Annotated in this window: 18 protein-coding genes; 2 read left to right on the top strand and 16 right to left on the bottom strand. The window is 46.2% G+C overall.

All coding sequences use genetic code 11. The features are described from left to right. Nucleotides 1-16: 16 nt before the first annotated feature. From L2D08_RS04755 to kduI, 11 genes are all read right to left on the bottom strand, one after another. Entirely contained in the window at nt 17-790 is a 774-nt protein-coding gene (locus L2D08_RS04755; protein WP_375164541.1) for a carbohydrate ABC transporter permease, read from the bottom strand. Nucleotides 791-910: 120 nt separating this feature from the next. Then, nucleotides 911-1,810, bottom strand: coding sequence for a carbohydrate ABC transporter permease (locus L2D08_RS04750; RefSeq protein WP_242232582.1), 900 nt, complete (start codon nt 1,808-1,810; stop codon nt 911-913). A gap of 70 nt (nt 1,811-1,880) precedes the next feature. Continuing rightward, nucleotides 1,881-3,188 carry an ABC transporter substrate-binding protein gene (locus tag L2D08_RS04745; protein ID WP_242232581.1) on the bottom strand — a complete coding sequence of 436 codons (1,308 nt, stop codon included), beginning with the start codon at nt 3,186-3,188 and terminating at the stop codon, nt 1,881-1,883. A gap of 164 nt (nt 3,189-3,352) precedes the next feature. After that, nucleotides 3,353-4,135, bottom strand: a complete 783-nt coding sequence (locus tag L2D08_RS04740; protein WP_242232580.1) for a response regulator transcription factor — start codon at nt 4,133-4,135, stop codon at nt 3,353-3,355. Beyond that, nucleotides 4,107-5,900 (bottom strand): cache domain-containing sensor histidine kinase, encoded by a 1,794-nt coding sequence (locus L2D08_RS04735; RefSeq protein WP_242232579.1) that lies wholly within the window; start codon nt 5,898-5,900, stop codon nt 4,107-4,109. The genes L2D08_RS04740 and L2D08_RS04735 overlap by 29 nt, the downstream gene beginning before the upstream one ends. Nucleotides 5,901-5,928: 28 nt before the next feature. Then, on the bottom strand, nt 5,929-6,564 hold the full coding sequence (locus L2D08_RS04730) for a YesL family protein (protein ID WP_242232578.1): 636 nt from the start codon (nt 6,562-6,564) through the stop codon (nt 5,929-5,931). 79 nt (nt 6,565-6,643) lie between these two features. Next, nucleotides 6,644-7,471 (bottom strand): sugar phosphate isomerase/epimerase family protein, encoded by an 828-nt coding sequence (locus L2D08_RS04725; RefSeq protein ID WP_242232577.1) that lies wholly within the window; start codon nt 7,469-7,471, stop codon nt 6,644-6,646. Nucleotides 7,472-7,614: 143 nt separating this feature from the next. After that, a complete protein-coding gene (locus L2D08_RS04720; RefSeq protein ID WP_242232576.1) occupies nt 7,615-8,253 on the bottom strand; it encodes a bifunctional 4-hydroxy-2-oxoglutarate aldolase/2-dehydro-3-deoxy-phosphogluconate aldolase in 639 nt (212 codons plus the stop codon). A 9-nt stretch (nt 8,254-8,262) separates the two neighbouring features. Beyond that, on the bottom strand, nt 8,263-9,210 hold the full coding sequence (locus L2D08_RS04715) for a sugar kinase (protein ID WP_242232575.1): 948 nt from the start codon (nt 9,208-9,210) through the stop codon (nt 8,263-8,265). A 13-nt stretch (nt 9,211-9,223) separates the two neighbouring features. Further along, nucleotides 9,224-9,988 (bottom strand): 2-dehydro-3-deoxy-D-gluconate 5-dehydrogenase KduD, encoded by a 765-nt coding sequence (kduD, locus tag L2D08_RS04710; RefSeq protein ID WP_242232574.1) that lies wholly within the window; start codon nt 9,986-9,988, stop codon nt 9,224-9,226. Between the two features lie 14 nt (nt 9,989-10,002). After that, a complete protein-coding gene (gene kduI, locus L2D08_RS04705) occupies nt 10,003-10,833 on the bottom strand; it encodes a 5-dehydro-4-deoxy-D-glucuronate isomerase (protein ID WP_242232573.1) in 831 nt (276 codons plus the stop codon). A 186-nt stretch (nt 10,834-11,019) separates the two neighbouring features. On the opposite strand from kduI, the gene L2D08_RS04700 reads away from it, so the two are divergent. Then, the gene (locus L2D08_RS04700; RefSeq protein WP_242232572.1) at nt 11,020-11,781 is read left to right on the top strand and encodes an IclR family transcriptional regulator; all 762 of its coding nucleotides are present in this window, start codon (nt 11,020-11,022) and stop codon (nt 11,779-11,781) included. 74 nt (nt 11,782-11,855) lie between these two features. On the opposite strand, the gene L2D08_RS04695 is transcribed toward L2D08_RS04700, so the two are convergent. Continuing rightward, the gene (locus L2D08_RS04695) at nt 11,856-12,815 is read right to left on the bottom strand and encodes a 2-hydroxyacid dehydrogenase (RefSeq protein ID WP_242232571.1); all 960 of its coding nucleotides are present in this window, start codon (nt 12,813-12,815) and stop codon (nt 11,856-11,858) included. A gap of 200 nt (nt 12,816-13,015) precedes the next feature. Here L2D08_RS04695 and L2D08_RS04690 point away from each other — a divergent pair, with 200 nt between their 5' ends. Then, the gene (locus L2D08_RS04690; protein ID WP_242232817.1) at nt 13,016-13,522 is read left to right on the top strand and encodes a shikimate kinase; all 507 of its coding nucleotides are present in this window, start codon (nt 13,016-13,018) and stop codon (nt 13,520-13,522) included. A gap of 43 nt (nt 13,523-13,565) precedes the next feature. Here L2D08_RS04690 and L2D08_RS04685 read toward each other — a convergent pair whose 3' ends face one another. From L2D08_RS04685 to L2D08_RS04670, 4 genes are all read right to left on the bottom strand, one after another. Further along, nucleotides 13,566-14,795, bottom strand: coding sequence for a CynX/NimT family MFS transporter (locus L2D08_RS04685; protein WP_242232570.1), 1,230 nt, complete (start codon nt 14,793-14,795; stop codon nt 13,566-13,568). Nucleotides 14,796-14,844: 49 nt separating this feature from the next. Beyond that, a complete protein-coding gene (locus L2D08_RS04680; protein ID WP_375337564.1) occupies nt 14,845-15,534 on the bottom strand; it encodes a TerC family protein in 690 nt (229 codons plus the stop codon). 73 nt (nt 15,535-15,607) lie between these two features. After that, complete coding sequence (locus L2D08_RS04675; RefSeq protein ID WP_242232568.1) at nt 15,608-16,657, bottom strand: lactonase family protein; 1,050 nt, start codon at nt 16,655-16,657, stop codon at nt 15,608-15,610. A 158-nt stretch (nt 16,658-16,815) separates the two neighbouring features. Next, nucleotides 16,816-18,207 (bottom strand): L-cystine transporter, encoded by a 1,392-nt coding sequence (locus L2D08_RS04670; protein ID WP_242232567.1) that lies wholly within the window; start codon nt 18,205-18,207, stop codon nt 16,816-16,818. Nucleotides 18,208-18,277: the final 70 nt, after the last annotated feature.

Here is an 18,277-nt window from a genome sequence, read left to right as displayed (position 1 = left end):
CGCTCCTTTTCGTTTCTTATTTCAGTCCGCTTGTGCTGATTCCTTCTACGATATATCTCTGGAATAAGAAGAAAATTAAGACAACCGGCAGAAGTGAAACAACCGACATGGCGAACATCGCTCCCCAGTTAGAAGCCGTCTCAGAATCAAGGAACAGCTTCAATGCCAGTGAAACCGGATATTTTTCGGGGCTGTTTAAGTACAGTACCGGGTTGATTAAGTCCTCCCACTTCCAGTAAAACGAGAAGATCGCGGCTGTTGCCATAGCCGGCACGATCAGCGGCAAAATCACTTTGTAGAAAATGCCGAAACGGCCGCATCCATCAATTCGCGCTGCTTCGTCAAGCTCAATTGGAATGTTGCGGATAAATTGCACCATCAGGAAAATGAAAAACGCATGGCCGAAAAACTGCGGGACAATAATCGGCAAAAACGAGTTCAGCCAGCCGATTTTCGCGAAAATGATGTACTGTGGAATCATAACGACTTCGTGTGGAAGCATCATCGATACCATCATGCAGGCGAACCAGAATGCTTTTCCTTTAAATGAAATGCGGGCAAATCCGTACGCGATTAAGGACGAAGAAATAACGGCACCGATTGTGGAAAAGCCGACGATGATAAGCGAGTTTTTAATAAAGGTGCCAAACGACTGGCCGGCGATGCCTTCCCATCCCTGCGCATAGTTGCTGATAATGAATGGATCCGGAATCAGGGAGTGCGCCGTAACAAACACTTGCGAACTTTCTTTAAACGAGCTCATCAGCAGCCAGAGAATCGGGTAAAGCATCAGCAGGGCAAAAGCGCCGGTCACAAGATGATAAAGCCACTTTTTCCAGTTGAATTTCGGTTTATCGATACGCAGCTGGCGCGGTTCTGCCTGCGGTGTTTCTTGTAGTGCTTTCATTCCTTATCCCTCCTTCGATTCGTAATGCACCCAATACTTGGATGTTTTAAATAAAATCAGTGTTAAAAGACCAACGATCAAGAGCATCACCCATGCCATTGCGGATGCATAGCCCATCTGGAAGAAGTTGAATGCTTTCTGGAATAAATAAAGCGAGTAAAGAAGTGTTCCATCAAGCGGCCCGCCTTCTCCTTTTGAAATGATGTAAGCCGGCGTAAACGTCATAAATGCGGAAATCGTCTGCATCACCAGGTTAAAGAAAATAATAGGGCTGAGAAGCGGCAGCGTAATTTTGAAAAACTTCTGGAACGGGTTAGCCCCATCTACACTCGCTGCTTCGTAATATTCCGGCGAAATATTTTTTAAGCCGGCCAGGAAAATAAGCATGGAAGAGCCGAACTGCCACACAGACAGCAGAATCAATGTCCAAAGCGCCGATGTTGGCTCCTGATACCAGTAGATTTTTTGGTCAATTCCCATAAAGAACAGAATCTGGTTAATGGTCCCTTCATTCCCGAAAATGTTGCGCCACATAATTGCTACCGCAACACTTCCGCCAATGATGGACGGCAGGTAAAACAGTGTCCGGTATACACCTACCATACGGGAAGCACGGTTTAACAGCATTGCAACAATCAGAGCAAAGGTTAAGCGAAGCGGCACACCGGCCAGCACGTAGGTAAAGGTAACTTTAATTGTTGTCCAGTACTTTTCATCTCCGGTAAACATTTCAACGTAGTTGGCAAGCCCAACCCACTGCGGGGCGGAAAACAAGTCATAGCTTGTAAAAGACAAGTAAAGTGAAACAATCATCGGGATAATGGTGAAGGCAAGAAATCCAATAATGAATGGAGAGATAAAAGCATAGCCTGCGAGATTTTCTCCTGCCGGGCGTAGTTTCATTTGGGGTCACGTCCTTTCTTATTTTAGAAAAGCAGGAGTACGATCTTTCTGCCATACTCCTGCTCTGTCATTAGGCGTTTCTGCTTAAAATTTCATCTGCCTGCTTACGGAATTTCTTCGCCCCTTCTTCAGGTGAGATTTTCTCAAACAGGATTTGGTCGGAAATGTCTTTCAAGGCTTTCATTACTTCAGCGCTGCCAAGCGGATCTGGCGGGTCAGCAGGGCTGGCTGTTTCAGAGGCGCTTTCAACATATTCAAAAATTTTCAATTCATCTTCTGTCAGTTCAGGCTTTAGGGCATCGATGATTTCGGATGAAACCGGTACACCGCGGTCGCCTTTGATCAATTTGTTGGCTTCTACGTCATTTGTAAAGAAATCGATGAATTTCGCTGCTTCTTCTTTGTGCTGGGAGCTTTTCGGCACGGAGAAGAACATACTTGGACGAAGGAAAAGTGCTTTGTTTTCAGCTTGCTCCGGCGGCAGGTTAAGTGTTAACGGTGCATCTGTCAGCTGCGCGAAACCAAGATATTGGTTGGAGTAGTTCCATGTCATGGCTGCGTTGCCTTTTACGATAAAGTCATCTTCAAGTCCTTTAACCTGGGCAGACACATCTGGCGTTGGGAACGCTTCCGCCTTAATTAAACGAACCTGGCGTTCAAAGAAATCGACGAACAGCTGGTCATCCTTGTAGGCAAGGCCTGTACCATCTTCTTTATAAAAGCGTTCGCCCTGTGTGCGCAGGTAGTACGGGAAAAAGACATCCGGTGGATTCATCGGGTTTGTGCCGTATTTGCCGGTTGCTTTTTGTACGTCAATGGCAGCTTTTTCGAAATCATCCCATGTCCAATTTTCACTGTTTAATTCAACGCCTGCCTGCTTCAGCATGTCATCGTTTGTAATGACTGACAGTACATTTGAACCCATATTAAATCCATACATTTTGTCTCCAATATTGCCGCCTTTTAGAGTTGTTTCATCAATATTTTCAACGTTGATCGTGCCATCCTTTGTATATGGTGTTAAATCTTCTAGTTGGCCTTTTTCACCGTATTGTGACAAGTAAGCTGTATCCATTTGAATAATGTCAGGAAGCTGATTGGCTGCTGCCATTGGCGCTAGTTTTTTCCAGTAATCATCCCAGTTCGCAAACTCCGCTTCGATGTTTACGTTTGGATGTTCTTTTTCATACATTTCGATAACTTTCATTGTATAATCATGACGCGGCTGGCCGCCCCACCATGCAACACGAAGTGTAATCTCTTCATTTGAACTGCCTTCTTTTGTTTCACCGCTCGTCCCGCTGCTGCTGTCATTGCCACACCCGGCAAGTCCGGCAGCCAGCATAAGGCTGCTTAGCGACAATACGACTTTCTTCATCCCAGTCCCCCGCTTTCGTTTCTTTTTTTGAAAGTGCTTACAATCCTTATTTTATGGATTTTCTGAATTATTTAAATGGAAAAACCCGACAACAATGTTTAAAAAACAGTGATCGATGAAAAGTCAAAAAAAAAAGACCCCGACTTCGGTCAGGACCCATCTGTTCATATGGCTTTACGGTATTCCGTCGGCGTAACACCTGTGTACTTTTTAAATACCTGGCTGAAATACTGGGGATTGTCCCCAAAGCCGGTCCGTTCCGCCAAGTCGGCGACTCGCACATCCTCTGTCTGTCCAATTTGCTTGATCGCTTCCTCAATACGGACTTTCGTTAAGTAAACGGAAAATCGCTCATTTGTTTCCTGCTTAAACAGCTTCCCGAGATAGTCAGCATTCATGTAAAGCATTTGACCGGCTACCCATTTTAAGGACAAATGCTTGTCGCTGAAATGATTGTAAATAATGTCGACTACTTCGTTAATCACCGGCGAATACTCCCGGCACGGCTGCCGTATTTCGGCTGCCGGCTGCTTCGCATGTATTTCTTCAAACTGCTGCCGCTGCTGTTCCTTCTGCTTAATGTGTTTCACCGCGTCTGTGACCGTTTCAATAATATCAGCTTCATTGCACGGCTTGAGCAAATAGTTTTTTACCCCGTGCTGCATGGCGCACCGGGCATATTCAAACTCACTGAAGCCAGACAAAACAATAAATTGAATATCAGGAAAATCAGCCCGCACTTTGCCGGCAAGCTCAAGGCCATCCATACCCGGCATTTTAATATCGCTGATCACAATGTGCGGGTGATGTTCGGCAATTTTTTCGTAGGCTTCAATTCCATTTCGTGCGGTTGCAACCAGTTCCGTATCAAGCGACTGCCAGTCAATCACGTTTGAAATCCCTTCCAAAATGATGCGTTCATCGTCCGCCAGCAACACTTTGTACATGATTTTCATCCCCCGTTTCAAAAGGTAAAAAAACCGTCACAGCCGTTCCTCTTCCAGATGCACTGTGAATGGTAATTCCATATTTCTCCCCAAAAAACAGCTTCGTCCGTTCATCAATATTTTTCAGGCCAATGCCTGTCCCACGTGTTTTGACTTCTCCTTTGTACAGCTTTTCCAGAAACTGTGCATCCATGCCAGGTCCGTTATCTTCGACTATCACAAAAACAGCATCACGCTTTTTGTGCGCCCTGATCGTGATTGTACACGGATCAATCGTTTTCTCAAGCGCATAATGAATCGCGTTTTCAATCAGCGGCTGAATGGTCAGCTTTGGAATACGGCATTTCAGTACTTCTGGCTCCACTTCAAGGTGAAAATCAAGCCGGTCTTCAAAGCGATATTTTTGAATGGTCACATAATGGCTGACTAAATCGACTTCCTGCTCAATCGTAACAATATCTTCTTTTAGGTTAACGGAGTTCCGCAGCAAATAAGCAAGGGACTCTACCATTTTAGAAATCTGCGTCTGCTTGTTTACCTTCGCCAGCCAGTTGACGGATTCAAGCGTGTTATACAAAAAGTGCGGATTCATCTGTGCTTGCAGCGCTTTAAATTCCGTTTCTTTTAAGAGCAGCTGTTTTTCATAGTTTTCTTTGATAAGTTCATTAATGCGCTGAACCATAAATGTAAAATCGCGGTGGAGCATCCCAATCTCATCTTGATGACGAGGAGGCGGCGGCATCGTTTCCGCGATTGCAAAATCCCCTTTCTGTATGTGGTGCATCGTTTGGACCAGTTCTTCAATCGGCGTAGTAATTTTTCGTGTGAAATGAACCACCGTCATAATGACAATAAGCAGTAAAATAACAAAAGCGGCAATAATCGAATACTTCACTTTAGTGATGTTTGAAAATACCGCATCAAATGGAATAAAGTGCCAATACGTCCAGTCTGCAAACGATGTTTTTACGTAGGTGACAAAATACCGGCTGCCGTTGATTTCCTTGATCGTGTACCCTTGCGCTGTCTGTTCGGAAAAATTAAAAGAGCGAAACGGACGTATATCTTCCTCCGAAAAAAACACGTGATCCCCATTTGAAATCATCGTGTTGCCCTGTGTGTCTTCCCATTCTTCAGGCAGTGACGCGACGATTTTGGCTAAATCCACACGAATAACAATCGTGCCCAGATTCTCCATACTTAAATTCTCGTAGGAACGGATCTGACGGGCAGCGGTTAAAAACCGGTTCATGCCGTCTGCCGTTACCCATACATTTGATCCGTGCGCCTGCTCTGCCCGTTTAATCAGCATCGCTTTTTCTTCTTCCGCTGCCGGGGCGAGCGAATTGCCCGCTGAATACATTTTGCCATTTGTATCAATCAAGTAAATGGAATGAATATATTTTTCAGAGCTGATGTAGTCGCTTAACCGGTTGCTGATGGCTGTTTGAATGCCATACTGCTCATATCGGTTTGCCGCTTTCTTTGTATGGACTGTCTGCTGAATAAGAAAAGGGTCGGTGACAATTTCAAATGAAATATCCTGAATACGCTGCAGCTCATTTTCTACACTGTCAGATGACATGCTGAGTACCTGAGAGGATTTTCGATAAATTTGCTGATCATACGTTGTAAAGGCATACTGCAGGCCGGCAATGGTAAAAAGTAAAAACACACACATAATGGCAGAAACAAACACAATAAACTTATACTTAATTTTTAAATTTTCAAATGTGATAACAAGATATTTCCATAATGCCTTCAATCACACGCATCCTCCTCCAGCGCATTTTTTACGTTTGCTGCAGAGAGGCTTCTTTCTGCTTTTCCGCTACCTTGTGAAATGCCTTCATCGCAAACCACATAAGCACAAATCCGAAAGCGCTTCCACTAAAGAATAACACAAACGTAATATGCTGCATCATAACATATGCCATTCCGATCAGACTCGCAATCATCAGCGCGGTATGAACAGGGCGCAGCAGCCCGATCAAAAGTGAATACTTGACCGTTTGTTTGAGCGGAACGTTATAGTGAACATACACCGGAAAAACAAATAATGCAACCACACTGTACAATAAGAAAAAGCTTGTTAACAGAAACGGCATAAACGGAAGCGGCGCTCCATACTGCTCAAAGATCATAAAGTTCGCACCAAATAAAACAGCAGGCAGCGTCAGCGTAAGACCAAGCCGGTTGGACCGCCAAAACAATTCCTTATACGTACACCAAAATGTCCGGAAAACAGGTATATCCGTTTCCCCCATGGCCCATTTGCGTGTGACTGCGAACAGGGCAGCCGTCGCAGGAAAAAAGCCAAGAACGAGCAGACCCGCCAGTGAAAACGCTATCCATAAAACGTTTAAATAAGCAAGACGGGTCACCCATTCACAAAACCGGTACACACCATTCGTCATTATTTGTACCATTATACCATCCCCTTTTTATCCAGTTTATCGAAATCAGGAAAAATTTCGATATTACTTTTCCGGGGAGTTTGTTTAAAAATCAGTGATGTTGAGCAGCAAGAAACTGGCGGCTCTCTTCAATAAACGGGTCACGCACATCTTCCAGTAAAACCGGGATCGATCGGCCTGTTTCTCTGATCAGCCGAAAAACAGTTTCGTAATCAATTAAGCCTTTCCCTACCGGCACTGCTTGAAGCGAACCGTTTTTCAGCTCAACGTCTTTGGCATGCAGCACGGCAATTTTATCACCAAACAGATGAAACGCCTCTTGGAATATAGCTGCTTGATTCTCCCACGTTTCGGCCGTCAGTAAATTAACTGGATCGAAAATAACACGCACATGATCGGACTGAATAAGGTCAAGCAGCCGCTTCATCGTTTCCGGTGAGTAGATCGGATGGTTCACACCGGCCTCTACTCCAATGACCGCATTCTGCGCTTCTGCTTCAGCAGCCAGTTCTTTCATGCTTTCTACAACGGCTAGAAACGGCTCTTCCTTGAAATTGTCCGTTGTGTACGCGATTTCTGCATGAACATTTCCAGTCTCTGTCCCGACCAGCAGACAGCCAAAATCATTTGCAGCAGCCAGATGCTCTTTGAAACGATCCAGCTCACGCCGGCGGACAGCGGTGTCCGGATGAATCATTTGAATATAGCAGCCGAGCACCGCAATTTGCACATCATGCCGGCGGAACGTCTCGCCAATTTCCCGGGAAATCTCTTTCGTTAAGCTGCCGGGCCCCGTATAAAAATCAAATGATTTTCCGACCGCCAGCTGCACCGCATCGAATCCTTTATCAGAAATGGTCCGGGCCAACTCTTCTGCCGGCATTTTTTCCAGATCATGTCCACGAATGCCTAGTTTCATATTTGCTCCCCTCCTGTTTTTCTGCAGGCCGAAATAAACACAAGGGAGCCGGAATCAGTGAGCCTACGGCCGGGACGATAAAGAATCCGGCCATAGGCGGAAAATTCCGGCCTGTTTTCCTTGTATTTCGGCTATACGGTGTTTTAACCTGCTACTTTATGGATCGTTACAGCTTGAATCCACTTTTCGGTTTCTTTCTTTAACCCTTCCCAGTCATTAGAAGCAATCAAGTCTTTTTTCAACAAAGCGCTGCCCGTCCCGACTGCCGCGGCTCCTGCTTTAATGTAGTCAGCGGCTGTTTCGAGCGTAATGCCTCCGGTTGTCATAATAGGAATATGGCTGAGCGGCCCTTTTACATCTTTAATAAAAGCGGGACCAAGCACGGATGCCGGAAACAGCTTAATGGCTTCTGCCCCCAGCTTCATTGCCCTCATCATCTCTGCCGGCGTAAATACACCCGGAATGATCGGAACGTTTTGCTCGACTGCATATGCCGTCACTTCTTCATCCAATGCCGGCGTTACAATAAATTGGGCACCGGCTTCAATAGCCCGGCGGCAGTCCTCAATATTCAGCACCGTTCCGGCACCCACCAGCACACGATTGCCGTGCGTCTGAATGGCTTCTGCTATGATCTCCTCGGCCCGGTCACTTTCCATGGTTACTTCAATGGAGGTTACACCGCCGTCAACAAGCGCTTTTACAATAGCCGCGCTTTTGTCATACGGCACTTTCCGTAAAATGGGCACAAGAGGCGCCTCGATTAACTGTTCAATTACCATGCTGTTTCCCTACCTTTCTATCGTTTCCCGCTGGCCTAAAAACCCTTCCACCTCTTCCAAGTACGGAAGGCCTTCGTTATCGCCGCTCACCTGTACAACCATCGCGCCAATGGCATTCGCAAATTCAAGTGACCGCTCCACCGGCCAGCCCTGCAGCAATCCGTATAGAAAACCGGCATCAAATCCATCTCCGGCTCCAACTGTGTCTACTACCTTCACAACCGGAAAACCAGCCACATGCTGCCACGAGCCATTTTGAAGAACAGCTGAGCCTTTGTCGCCGTCTTTCATAATTACCTGCTCAAAAGAAAATCCGCCGAGTGCGCGGCGCAGAAAGCTGTCATCTGCTGAATCAAAGATGATTTCCAGCTCTTCACGGCCCGTTAATAAATAATCGACATATGGCAAATAGGATAAAATCGCTTCACGCGCTTCTGTCTTTGACCAAAGACGAAGCCGGATATTTGGATCAAAGGACACTTTCACACTATTTTCTTTTGCAATTTGAAGCGCCCGCAGAATCACCTGGCGGTTTTGCGGCTGAATCGCCGGAAATACGCCGGTAACATGAAGAATTTTGGCTCCTTTGATGTATTCCTCCGGCAGTGCCTCCGGTGTCAATGTTTCAGTTGGTGAAGGCAGGCGGTAATAAAAGGTTCGTCCCGCACCGGATTCCTGTACTTCTTTGAAATTCAGCGACGTCGCGTATCCTTCCTCCAGCTTGACCTCGGAAACATCCACTCCTTCTCCGCGGACGGTGTTTATAATATGCCGGCCAAATTCATCCTTGCCAAGACGGCTGATCCAGCCCGAGCGAAGACCGAGGCGGGCACAGCCCAGCATTACGTTTAATTCAGCCCCGCCAATTTTCCGCTGGAATTGATTGACGAAGCGAAGCGGCCCTTTCGAAGCGGGGTCAAAGGTAATCATGCCATCGCCGATTGTTATCACATCCATCTCTTTCGCCTCCTTATCTTCCCATCCAGCCGCCATCGACAACGAGTACGTGACCGTTCACGTAGTCCGCTGCTCTGGAAGCAAGAAAAACAGCTGCACCGGCAATATCATCCGCCTCTCCCCATCTTCCAGCAGGGATCCGGTCCAAAATAGATTTGCTCCGATCCGGATCGTTACGAAGTGCTTCTGTATTGTTCGTTTCAATGTAGCCAGGTGCAATGGCGTTCACCTGGACGCCTTTAGCGGCCCATTCATTCGCAAGCGCTTTCGTTAAACCGGCTACCGCGTGCTTGCTTGCCGTGTAAGCAGGAACGAAAACGCCGCCCTGGAAAGAAAGAAGCGAAGCAATATTAATGATTTTTCCGGAGCCCCGCTCAATCATGGACCGCCCTGCTTCCTGCGATAAAATAAACACGGCATTTATATTTACATCCATGACACGGTTCCATTCTAATTCATCAAATTCGGCTGCCGGCTCACGGTAAATGACGCCGGCATTGTTGACTAAAATGTCAATTTGATGCTTTTCAAGCACCGGCTTAATCTGCTCCCGAATGCTGCTGGTCTGGCTTAAATCAATCAATACCGTTTCACAGGTTCCACCCGCTTCGGCAATCTGCGCTTTGGTTTCTTCTAAATTATCGCGGTGCCCGAGCAATAAAACATGTGCCCCAGATGCGGCAAGACCAACGGAAATCGCCTGCCCAATTCCTGTTCTTGCTCCTGTGACGAGCGCTGTTTTTCCTTTTAGTGAAAAAAACTCCTGTTGAAAAGCCATCCTGGTCCGCCTCCTTAGCGCAAGTCTTTCATATCGACAAATTGCATATCATCAAAATCAATGTTCTCGCCGCACATGCCCCAAATAAACGTATAGTTGTTCGTGCCGGCACCCGCATGAATCGACCAGCTTGGCGACAGTACCGCCTGCTCATTCGCCATGACAATATGACGTGTTTCCTGCGGCTGCCCCATCATATGAAACACGCGTGTGTCCTCTTCCATATCAAAGTAAAAATAAACTTCCATACGGCGCTCATGTGTATGGCACGGCATCGTGTTCCAGCCGCTTCCTTTTTCAAGCATGGTCATCCCCATGCTCAGCTGGCACGACTCTAATACATCTGGATGGATAAACTGGTAAATCGTCCGCTTATTCATTGATTCGTCTGCCCCCATTGGACGCGCAATGGCATTGGCAAGACCAACTTTAACCGTTGGATAGGAGTGATGTGCTGGACATGAATTGATATAAAACTTAGCCGGGTTCCCTGCATCTTTTGATTCGAACACGATATCCTTCGTTCCTTTGCCGATATAAAGGCCGTCACGGCTATTGATCTCATATTCTTTGCCATCCAGTGTGACTTTACCGTCACCGCCGACGTTGATGACGCCCATTTCGCGGCGCTCAAGAAAATATTCTGCGGCTAATTCCTTTCCCACCTCCATTGTTAGCGCTTTCTCAACTGGCATGGCACCGCCATAAATAATCCGGTCGACGTGGCTGTACGTTAGCTGAATGCTGTCTTCGATAAACACCTTTTCCATTAAAAACTGTTCACGAAGCTTGTCAGTCGTGTAGTTTTTTACATCATCCGGATGATGAGCATAGATCGTTTTCATATATCCAACACTCCTTTTATTTTGTTCCGTATCGTGGAACATTGTTTCATTATTTATAATTTTATTATAAAGGCGTTTTCATCATTTGCAAGCTATTTTCTGAAAAAAGAAAAAAATGAGCCTATTTACAAAAAAACAACGATTCCCTATGATAAATGGAACAGCTCTTTGAAGGAGGACACTTTTATGTCCAATGTCCAGTCACTTGAACGCGCATTGACGCTTCTTAATATCATGTCGGACTATCCAGACGGCATTCAAATCAGCCGGCTTGCTGAGAAAGCTGGCTTATCCAAAAGTACGATTCACCGCCTGCTCGGCACACTGCTGAATATGAAGTATGTGACACAGGATCCGAAAACGGAAAAGTACCGGCTCGGTTATCAAGTTTTGTACTTATCACGCAATATAACAGCTAACAACGGTCTTATTTCCGCTGCCCGGCCCTTTCTTGAAGCTTTATGCGAGGATATTAACGAAACGATTCATTTGTGTGTTGAGGATAATGCAGAAGTGGTGTATATCGATAAAATTGAAAGCAGCCAGACGATCCGCATGTATTCCCGAATCGGCAGCCGTAATCCGATGTACTGCACCGGGGTAGGAAAGATCCTGCTGTCCGGTATGGATGAAGACGAATTTAAACAGGCAACAGCGTCAATCGATTTTGTGAAAAGAACAGCCAAAACGATTGATTCACTTGAGGAACTAAAGAAAGAAATTGATCTCGTCAAACAGCAGAATTATGCATTGGATAATATTGAGAATGAGGAAGGCATTCGCTGTATCGCCGCGCCGATTCGCGACTTCAGCGGCCGCATCGTCGCCAGTTTCAGTGTATCCGGCCCTGTTCACCGCATTACCATGGAACGCATTCATGATGAGCTGATCCGTAAAATGCGCGAAACATCCAAAAATATTTCACGGCAGCTTGGCTGTCAAATATAAAAAAGCACTTTCCGGACCGCCTGCGGTTCAGAAAGTGCTTTTTTTTCTTAATTAAAACAGTAAAGTATAAAATATTAATAAATAGGCGTTTTTAATGTTTCCCCTGTAACGCCGGCAACCACGTTTTCGGCCGCAAGCATCGCCATCTTTTTGCGTGTTTCTTCGGTTGCCGAGCCGATATGCGGCAGCGTAACGACGTTGTCCATTTGTAAAAGCGGGTTGTCGGAGCGAACCGGCTCCTGCTCGAATACATCGAGTCCGGCAGCCCGGATTTGCTTGGACTGTAAGGCATGGATCAGTGCTTTTTCATCTACGACGGATCCGCGTGATGCATTGATAAAAACAGCTGTTTCCTTCATTTTCTCAAACGCTTCCCGGCCGATCATTCCCCTCGTTTGTTCGGTCAGCGGTGTCATCACACAAACGAAATCCGACTGTTCAAGCAGCTCATCCATCGTACAATAAACAGCGTTGTATGTATGCTCTGCTTCTTCCTGGCGTGAACGGTTATGATAGAGAATGTTCATTTCAAAGCCAAAATGTGCCCGCTTGGCAACGGTCCGCCCGATACCACCCATGCCGATAATACCAAGTGTTTTATGATGCACATCCACACCAAATTGGCCCTCATGAAATCCCTTTTCAGCCCAGCCGCCTGTTTTAACGAACCGGTCCAATTCGGTTACCCGCCGTGCAGCAGCCAGCACAAGTGCCATAATGGTATCTGCGACTGTATCATCTAAAACACCCGGCGTATTCGCTGCTTGTATGCCGCGCTTTTTTAAAAGCCCAATATCGAGATTATCGTAGCCTACTGATTTGTTGGCGATTACTTTTAGATTTGGCGCTTTATCCAAGAGTGCCTCATCCACTTTTAAACCTGAACCAATCAAGCCGTCCGCGCGGCCGAGCGCTTCCACGAAATCTGGATCGGTTCGTTCATATCCCGGGAAATATTCAACCTGGCATAGGGACTGAATATACTGGAGTGCTTCCTGATATAAAGGCTTGTACACAACAACAACTGGCTTCAATTAAATCATCCTTTCTTCACATTTTCTTCTAGTGTAGCATGAAACGATTGGAAAGCCTTCTTCTATCCTGTGCTGAAACATGTTTACGGCGCTTCACAGCTGTACTATACTAAAAAGTAATTTAAACAAAGGAAAGAGTGTTTCGATTGAACCATTTACAGATACCGGCAAGACAGAAATCCATTGTATTGATCGGTTTTATGGGCGTCGGCAAAACGACGATCGGCGAACTGGTTGCAAAAAAACTCTACCGAACATTTATTGACGTAGATCAGGAAATTGAAAAAGATTTCGGCATGACCATTCCCCAAATTTTCGCCGAGCGCGGCGAGCCGTTTTTTCGTGAATATGAACAGAAGAAAACATGCTCTCTTGCCCAGGAAAAGCTGAAAGTTCTGTCTATCGGCGGCGGTGCTTTTTTAAACCCGGAAATCCGAAAAGCGTGCTTGGATCATTGCATCGTTTTTTATCTGGATGTTGATTGGGAAGAATGGAAAGAACGTCTTGATCTTTTGATCGATACCCGTCCTGTTCTTCAAAGCAAAAGCATAGATGAAATTAAAGAGCTGTTTTACAAACGGCAGAGCGCGTACGCCATTCACCATTCTACACTGCCGGTTCGTCATCGTTCCGCAGAAGAAGTAGCCGACTTTATTGTTGATTCTCTTAAATACACATGGGAGTTATATGAACCGAATCATAAGTAAAAAAGCTGCACGACAAGGAGCAAGACTCCTTGTCGTGCAGCTTTTATTTCATGGAGTGAGGATCCAGCTCCCCCGTTACATACTCGTTCTTTCCGGCACCCATGCCGGCGATAAAAAGGCCGCTCACAGCCGCTATTAATAGCAGAAGAGGCACCGTCCATCCGTTTAATGTATCATGAATCGCGCCAAACAAGGCCGGTCCCAGTGCAGCAAATAAATAGCCGGCTGATTGTGCCATTCCGGACAGGTCAGCCGCTTCCAGCGAGGTTCTCGTCCGGAGTGTAAAAAACATCATGGCAAGGCTAAAAGAAATCCCTCCAGCAATCCCAATCAAGATAACCCACAGAACGATCCATTCCGTCCAGGCGAATAAAATACCGCTCAAGCCGGCGGCCATAAAAAAGGCGGCTGCGATCACAAGCGGCTGCTGATTCTGTATTCGATCGGCGATGATCGGAACAATGAACGTAAACGGCAGCTGTGTGAATTGAATGGCGGACAGCATCCACCCTGCTGATTCCACACCCAGCCCCTGTTCATGCAGAATGTCAGGCAGCCAGGCTACAAGTGAATAAAACAGAAGAGACTGAATGCCCATAAAAGCGGTGATTTTCCAGGCCAGTGCCGAGCGCTTAAGGGAGGTTTTTTGGCCTGTGCGCCGTCCTGCTTTTAACGGATGCCGAATGTAGCGCCACTGCGTCATCCAAACAAGGATGGCGGCCCCTGCCGGTATGATCCAAACCCCTAATGAAGCCCGCCAGCCAAAGGAACTAAATGCGGCCATTGGAATACTAAATCCAGACGCAAAGGCTCCTGATAAATTCATAGACATTGCATAAAAGCCTGTCATGACGCCGATTTTATGAGGAAAATTCAGCTTTACAACAGCTGGTGTAAGCACATTGCAAAGAGCAATCGCCAGCCCGATCAGGATCGTGCCGGAAAACAATCCCGTTACACTTCCCGCCGGCCTCAGCATCAAACCGATTGTTAAAAGCAGCAATGCGCTAAACAGCACCCGCTCTATGCCAAATGCACGTGCTAACGTTGACGCAAACGGTGATAATATGGCAAAAGCGAGCAGCGGAATCGTTGTCAGTGCCCCTGCTGCTGCACTTGATAGCTGCAGGTCATTTTGAATCATCGTTGTGAGCGGTCCGACTGAGGTGATCGGTGACCGCATATTTAACGCCAGCAGGATAATACTGAACAGCAGAAAAAGCTGTCCGGTCCCTGACCGCTGTTGTTCTATCTCATTTCTTAAACTGTTCATTTTCTGTTTCCTTTCTCCTTCTCTTATCTCCATAAAGAAAACCCTGCCGCTAATTGACAGGGTTTCTTCGAAAAATATGAACAACGAATGTTCCTACAAACGCCATTGCTAAAATCACAAAGAAAATGGTATGGCTTATTTCTATATGCGCAATGCTCAGCATCATTTTAATGGAGATGATCCCAATTAAAATATAAGCAGTCGTCTCAAGCTCCGGCACCCGGTCAATCAGCTTCATAAACAGGCCTGCTACTGTCCGCATCATCAGAACACCGAACATACCGCCCAAAAGCAGGATCCATACTTCTTTGCTGATCCCAAACGCCGCCAGAACGCTGTCGACGGAAAAAGCAATATCCATCAGTTCTACCGCTGCAACCGTTCCCCAAAACGGGCCAAACATCCGAATCAGTACGCCGGTTTTCGTCGTTTCAACAGGCTGTTCTCCTTTGTTGGGTTCTTTTAAATGATCCCAAACGAGCCATGCTAAATAAATAGCGCCCAGAATTTTGACCCATCGAATTTCCATCAGCCAGACACCAAGCCCAATCGCCACAAACCGAAACGTATATGCGCCTAAAAGCCCGTAAAACAGTGCTTTTTTCCGCTTATTTTCAGGCAGGTGACGAACCATTACGGCCAGCACCAAGGCGTTATCTGCTGAGAGAAGCCCTTCCATCACGACAAGTGTCCCAATCAATCCCCAGCTGACTGGGTCTGTCAGAACATGACCCCACATGTCCCAGTCAAAAAAGGAGGCGTACGTCTGAACGATACGGTCGATTGCATTCAAATAGAAGGCCTTCTTTCAATTAGTTTCCTTTTAAAAAGGTCACACAAACTCCTTCGGGTACAGTCACTTCTGATTGTGCAGGCGTCAGCCGGCCGGTTTTCGCTTCACGCTTAAACAGGACTACATTATGTGTTTTCTCGTGTGCTACGATTAAAAACATTTCAGTTGGGTCTAAATCAAAATCACGAGGCCAATCGCCCTTTGTGGACACGATCTCTACCAGCTGAAGACGGCGTCCATTTTCGATTGTTTCAAATACCGCGATACTGTTATGGCCGCGGTTGCCTGCATAAACAAAACGGCCGTCTGATGAAATACGGATGGCACTGCCCTGGCTGTTTGCTGTAAAATCAGCCGGGATTGTTTTGTGGGCATACAATTGTTTAAACGTCCCATCCTGCTCGTTCAGTTCCAGAACAAGTACTTCATTGCTCAGCTCTGTCATCACATAAGCTACGCACTCCGTTGGGTGAAACACGATATGGCGCGGACCTGCTCCCGGCTCTGTTTTGAAAACCGCTTTTTTCAATAGGTCTTCTCCAGCTACTTCATAGGTGATAATTTCATCCGTTCCAAGATCCACCGCCACAACAAAACGCTCATCTTTTGTCATACCGAAAAAGTGAGTATGCGCTTTTTCCTGGCGATCTGGATTCGGGCCTGTCCCTTCATGAGTCGCCACATCAAGCAAATCAATTAGTTCGCCTGTTTCTGCATTGATGCTGTACATTTCCGCTGTTCCCGTATGGTACTGAGCTGTGAAAGCACGTGTGCCATTTTTATTCAGGGATACGTGACAAGGCACGCCTTCGCTGTCGAGTACGTCATTCAGTTTGTGAAGCTTTCCATTCTGAATTGAAAAAGCTGCGAGGCCGCCGCCTTTTCCACCTTTCTCTACCGCGTATAAAAATTGTTCGTTTTCACTAATCGTGATGTATGTTGAATTGTTTACTTCCGCTGCCACCGCAGCATGTAAGAGTTCGGCTTTTTCTGTATCAAGCTCGAACGTATGAATTCCTTTTCCGTCCTGCTTTGTGTACGTTCCTACAAACCCTGTATAGATCGTCATGAAAGTGCCTCCGTTTCGTAAGTCGCTCCTCTTGTCTATGTATACGACACTTCTATTATATACTATGAACCGTAAATAAGTCTTCATGCTAATTTGTCCAAAAAATCTAAAAACACTGAATAACAAAAAAGCACCTCCATCTGTGGAGGTGCTTTTGTTTATACATCGGCTGTTTGTTTAGCCAGGTCTTCGTTAAATATCCCTTTGTCGAGCTCTCCTGTTACGCGTGCAGTCGTGACACCTGCTGTAATTGCGCCGTTTACGTTAAGAGCTGTCCGTCCCATATCGATAAGTGGTTCAACTGAAATGAGCACACCAGCAAGCGCGACAGGAAGGTTCATCGCGGATAGAACCAAAATAGCCGCAAATGTGGCACCGCCGCCTACACCTGCTACACCGAACGAGCTGATCACGACAACCGCGATTAGCGTCACGATAAAACCAGGATCAAGCGGATTAATGCCTGCTGAAGGAGCAATCATTACGGCAAGCATGGCTGGGTAAATACCTGCGCAACCGTTTTGCCCAATGGACAAACCAAATGAGCCGGCAAAATTGGCTACTCCTTCCGGCACGCCAAGGCGCGTCGTTTGCGTGTTTAATGTCATTGGCAGTGTTCCTGCACTTGAACGTGACGTAAAAGCAAAGCTAAGTGTTTCCCCTACTTTTTTCACGTAAGTAGCCGGGCTTAAGCCGGATAAAGTCAAAATTAACAAGTGAATAATAAACATCACAATCAGCGCTACATAAGAAGCGATGACAAACTTGCCAAGGTTATAAATAGCTCCAAAGTCAGACAATGCAACCGTCCGGGCCATAATAGCCAAAATGCCGTATGGCGTCAAACGGAGCACGATCTTCACCACATTGATCACAAGCGAATAAAGAGCATCAATGCCTCGTTTCAGTAAAGCGGCATGCTCAGGCTCTTTCCGGGCTACCGTTAAGTATGCAAAGCCCAAAAAGGCAGCGAAAATGACAACGGCAATCGTCGAAGTTGGACGCGCACCTGTAAAATCCAAAAATGGATTTTGCGGAAGCAGGTCTACAATTTGAGACGGCAGCGGTTTATCTGCCACTTCAGTCGATTGATCTGCAATAGACTGGCCGCGTTCTGTTTCTGCCGTTCCCTGGACAATTTGAGATGCATCCAGGTTAAAGCCGATAGCAGATGCAATTCCAACCGCTGCTGCTACAGCCGTTGTGCCAAGAAGAATACCAAGAATAAGCGTCGCCATCTTGGCAAAGTTCTTTCCGATCGTAATTTTTGTGAACGCTCCTAAAATTGAAATAAATACGAGCGGCATCACGATCATCTGAAGCAAACGTACATAGCCTGTTCCAATTAAATCAAACCAGGCTGTAGAACTTGCCAGCGTTTCCGATTCTGTTCCATATGCAAAGTGCAAAATAAGTCCATACACGATACCGAGACCAAGTCCGGTAAATACCCGTTTCGAAAACGAAACGTGGCGGCGCTGCATGAAAAACAAAAGAGCAACAAGAATCAGAAGGCCGATGATATTTAAAAGGATAAACCCATTTTCCATAAAAAAGCCCCCTAATAACTAAAATGTAGATTCTTACTTTAACTCCTTAATTCCGATAAGTCAAGTCGGG

The organism is Domibacillus sp. PGB-M46 (assembly GCF_022668875.1).
Taxonomy (GTDB): domain Bacteria; phylum Bacillota; class Bacilli; order Bacillales; family Domibacillaceae; genus Domibacillus.
This window is presented reverse-complemented; position numbering and strand designations above follow the sequence as displayed.

What these genes read in the sequence shown, in the direction of transcription:
- kduD (WP_242232574.1), bottom strand. Translation starts at nt 9,988, where the DNA reads ATGGCTTTTCAACAGGAGTTTTTTTCACTAAAAGGAAAAACAGCGCTC.
- L2D08_RS04700 (WP_242232572.1), top strand. Translation starts at nt 11,020, where the DNA reads ATGTCCAATGTCCAGTCACTTGAACGCGCATTGACGCTTCTTAATATC.
- L2D08_RS04715 (WP_242232575.1), bottom strand. Translation starts at nt 9,210, where the DNA reads ATGGATGTGATAACAATCGGCGATGGCATGATTACCTTTGACCCCGCT.
- L2D08_RS04730 (WP_242232578.1), bottom strand. Translation starts at nt 6,564, where the DNA reads ATGGTACAAATAATGACGAATGGTGTGTACCGGTTTTGTGAATGGGTG.
- L2D08_RS04745 (WP_242232581.1), bottom strand. Translation starts at nt 3,188, where the DNA reads ATGAAGAAAGTCGTATTGTCGCTAAGCAGCCTTATGCTGGCTGCCGGA.
- L2D08_RS04725 (WP_242232577.1), bottom strand. Translation starts at nt 7,471, where the DNA reads ATGAAACTAGGCATTCGTGGACATGATCTGGAAAAAATGCCGGCAGAA.
- L2D08_RS04685 (WP_242232570.1), bottom strand. Translation starts at nt 14,795, where the DNA reads ATGAACAGTTTAAGAAATGAGATAGAACAACAGCGGTCAGGGACCGGA.
- L2D08_RS04720 (WP_242232576.1), bottom strand. Translation starts at nt 8,253, where the DNA reads ATGGTAATTGAACAGTTAATCGAGGCGCCTCTTGTGCCCATTTTACGG.
- L2D08_RS04750 (WP_242232582.1), bottom strand. Translation starts at nt 1,810, where the DNA reads ATGAAACTACGCCCGGCAGGAGAAAATCTCGCAGGCTATGCTTTTATC.
- L2D08_RS04675 (WP_242232568.1), bottom strand. Translation starts at nt 16,657, where the DNA reads ATGACGATCTATACAGGGTTTGTAGGAACGTACACAAAGCAGGACGGA.
- L2D08_RS04680 (WP_375337564.1), bottom strand. Translation starts at nt 15,534, where the DNA reads ATGTGGGGTCATGTTCTGACAGACCCAGTCAGCTGGGGATTGATTGGG.
- L2D08_RS04740 (WP_242232580.1), bottom strand. Translation starts at nt 4,135, where the DNA reads ATGTACAAAGTGTTGCTGGCGGACGATGAACGCATCATTTTGGAAGGG.
- L2D08_RS04755 (WP_375164541.1), bottom strand. Translation starts at nt 790, where the DNA reads ATGCTTTACCCGATTCTCTGGCTGCTGATGAGCTCGTTTAAAGAAAGT.
- L2D08_RS04670 (WP_242232567.1), bottom strand. Translation starts at nt 18,207, where the DNA reads ATGGAAAATGGGTTTATCCTTTTAAATATCATCGGCCTTCTGATTCTT.
- L2D08_RS04690 (WP_242232817.1), top strand. Translation starts at nt 13,016, where the DNA reads ATGGGCGTCGGCAAAACGACGATCGGCGAACTGGTTGCAAAAAAACTC.
- kduI (WP_242232573.1), bottom strand. Translation starts at nt 10,833, where the DNA reads ATGAAAACGATCTATGCTCATCATCCGGATGATGTAAAAAACTACACG.